Origin of the sequence: uncultured Fretibacterium sp. (genome assembly GCF_938040765.1) — a bacterium.
In the GTDB taxonomy this organism is placed as follows: Bacteria; Synergistota; Synergistia; order Synergistales; family Aminobacteriaceae; genus CAJPSE01.
In genome coordinates, this window is record NZ_CALIAA010000017.1 from 1 (window position 1) to 3,042 (window position 3,042).

Annotated in this window: 2 protein-coding genes; both read right to left on the reverse strand. The window is 65.1% G+C overall.

Features of this window, described 5'->3' with window-relative positions; translation table 11 throughout:
• Positions 1-19: 19 nt before the first annotated feature.
• Positions 20-1,984 (reverse strand): glycine--tRNA ligase subunit beta, encoded by a 1,965-nt coding sequence (gene glyS, locus Q0176_RS00560; RefSeq protein WP_366796952.1) that lies wholly within the window; start codon positions 1,982-1,984, stop codon positions 20-22.
• 108 nt (positions 1,985-2,092) lie between these two features.
• Entirely contained in the window at positions 2,093-3,040 is a 948-nt protein-coding gene (gene glyQ / locus Q0176_RS00565; protein ID WP_299297978.1) for a glycine--tRNA ligase subunit alpha, read from the reverse strand.
• Between the last annotated feature and the right edge of the window lie 2 nt (positions 3,041-3,042).

The window sequence follows — 3,042 nt, forward strand, 5'->3', positions numbered from 1 at the left end:
TTTGTTCATAAATCCTTTTTCACTGGGTGACGATCTTACTGAAGTCGGCAAGGCTTAAAGCGAGAGTATCGATGGCTTTCAGAAGACCAAGGCGGTTGTTCCGTATGCTTTCGTCCTTATCCATGACCATGACGTCGTCGAAGAAGGCCGACACCACGGGAGAGAGCTCGGCCAGACGCGCCGTCAGCCCCTTCCAGTCGTTCGAGTTCAGCACCTCCCGAACCCCGGGCTCCAGCCTCACGACCTCCTCATAGAGTGCCCGCTCCGCCGGTTTGGCAAGCAGCGCGGGGTCCACGGCATCGGGGGCTTCCGGGGCCTTCTGGAGGATGTTCCGGACGCGCACCGCGGAGGTCATGAGGTCCGAGAACCAGGGCTCGTCCTTCACCTCGTTCAGGGCCTCCATCAGGCGCAGGGCCTGGCAGGGCCGGCGGCCGATGACCGAGAGGGCCAGCGCGGCGAGCTCGTGCTCGTACCCCTTCTCCTTGAGCTGGACCAGCAGCCGCTGCCCAATGAAGGCAAGGATACGCTCCAGCACATCCTGCTCCACCTGGTTCAGCAGGGCGGACTCCCGAACCGCCTCCTCGAGGTCCAGGTCCAGATTCCGGCCCCACAGGATCTCGTTGATGCAGCGGGCCGCACGGCGCAGCCCATAGGGGTCCTGCGAGCCCGTCGGCTCGAGCCCCACCTTGTGGCAGCTCACGACGATATGGATGCGCTCGGCCAGACCCAGGATCGCCCCCACGTCGTCGGTCGGCAGGCTGTCCGAGGCAAAGCGCGGCAGGTACTGCTCGTAGAGGGCCAGGGCCACGCGCGGGTCCTCGCCGTCATGGCGTGCGTACTCGCGCCCCATCACCCCCTGGAGCTCGGGGAACTCGTAGACCATGCGCGTGACGAGGTCGGCCTTGGAGAGCCAGGCCGCACGCTCCACCAGCTTGGCCAGGGAGTCCCGGCCCAGCCGCTCGCAAAGCAGAAGCGCCAGCTTCCGAGTCTGCTCCACCTTGTCGTACACGGAGCCCAGCTTCTCCTGGTACGTCACGTCCTTCAGACGCTCCACGTTCGTCGACAGCGGTTTCCTTCGGTCCTCCGCCCAGAAGAAGGCGGCGTCCTCGAGGCGGGCCCTCAGGACCCGTTCGTTCCCCTCCCGGATCGTCCTCATGTCCGTGGCCCTGTTGTTGCTGACCCCGATGAAGACGTTCGCCAACGCGTTTCCCCTGTCCCTGTTCCGAACCGCGAAGTACTTCTGGTTCTTCTTCATGGAGGTGATCAGGACCTCCTCGGGGATCTCCAGATAGCGCTCGTCGAACGTCCCGATGAAGGGCGCCGGGAACTCGACCAGGAACAGGTTCTCCTCCAGCAGCTCGGGATCCATCTCCACCTCGAGATTGCCCTCGAAGTCCTGCTTCAGGAGCGATATGGACGCCTCCAGCTTTTGGCGGCGTTTGTCCTGATCCAGAATCACGCTGTTGTCGTAGAGGCGCTCCAGAAACTCGTCCGCGTTCCGGATCTCGATGGACCTCTGCCCCATGAAGCGGTGCCCGCTGGTCGTCCGGCCGCTCCTCACGTCGCCGTACTCGAAGGGGACGACCGCATCGTCGGCAAGGGCGAGGAGCCAGCGGATGGGCCGGGCAAAACGCACGCCCGGGTCGGCCCAATACATGCTCTTGGGGAACGAGAGTCCCTCGACGAGGCCGCGCAGGAGACCGGGCAGAACATCCAGGGTGCGCCGGCTCTCCTCGCGGACCTCGGCAGCCACGTACTTCACCCCATCCACCTCGAGCTCGCCCAGCGAATCGACCTCCACGCCCTTGCTCTTCGCGAAGCCCAGGGCGGCGCGGGTGGGTTCCCCCTTCGAGTCGTAGGCCGACGCGAGGGGCGGCCCCTTGAGCAGCGACACCGACGAACTCTGGGTCTCGTCCAGCTCTCGAATGTGCAGGACCAGGCGCCGCGGCGTCGCGTAGGTCCTGACGTCCTTGAAGCCGGTTATCCGACAGAGCGGAGACCGCCAGCCGCTCCAGGGACCTCAGGGTCTCGGGAAGGAAGCGGGAGGGAAGCTCCTCCGTTCCGATCTCCAGGATGACGTTCCTCAAAGCCATCACGCATTCCTCCCCCCGACGAGCTCGGAAACGGTTTCAGCAGCGGCAGCGGCCTTGGCGTACTGCGCCGGAGCGCCGAATTTCCCCATGAACGGGAAACCCATCTCCTCGCGCTGCTTCCGGTAGGCCGCGGCACAGCGGCTGGCCAGCGCGCGGATCCGGCCGATGTAGCCGGTCCGCTCCGTCACGCTGACGGCTCCGCGCGCGTCCAGCAGGTTGAAGGTGTGCGAGCTCTTCAGGACGTAGTCGTAGGCGGGCAGGACGAACCCCTTGTCCAGGATGCGCCCGGCCTCGGCCTCGTACATGGCGAAGAGCTGGAAGAGCATCGCGGTGTCGGCGATCTCGAAGTTGTAGTGCGAGTTCTCGATCTCCCCCTTGAGGTCCAGGTCGCCGTAGGTCGCCGTGTCCGACCAGGCGAGGTCGTAGACGTTCTCCACCTTCTGGACGTACATGGCGATGCGCTCGGTCCCATAGGTCAGCTCCGCCGGAACGGCCTCCATGTCGATCCCGCCCAGCTGCTGAAAATAGGTGAACTGCGTGATCTCCATGCCGTCGAGCCAAACCTCCCAGCCCAGCCCACAGGCCCCGATCGAGGGGTTCTCCCAGTCGTCCTCCACAAAGCGGATGTCGTGCTCCGAGGGGTCGATGCCCAGGCTCACCAGGCTCTGGATGTAGAGGTCCAGGATGTTGGAGGGCGCGGGCTTGATGATGACCTGATACTGATAATAATGCTGAAGGCGGTTGGGGTTCTGCCCGTACCGCCCGTCGGTGGGCCGGCGCGAGGGCTCCGCGTAGGCCACGCGCCACGGCTCCGGGCCGAGCACCCGGAGCGCCGTGGCGGGGTTCATCGTTCCGGCCCCGACCTCGACGTCGTAGGGCTGCTGCACCACGCATCCCTGCTCCGCCCAGAAGCGCTCGAGCCTGAAGTAGATCTCCTGAAAGTTCAACT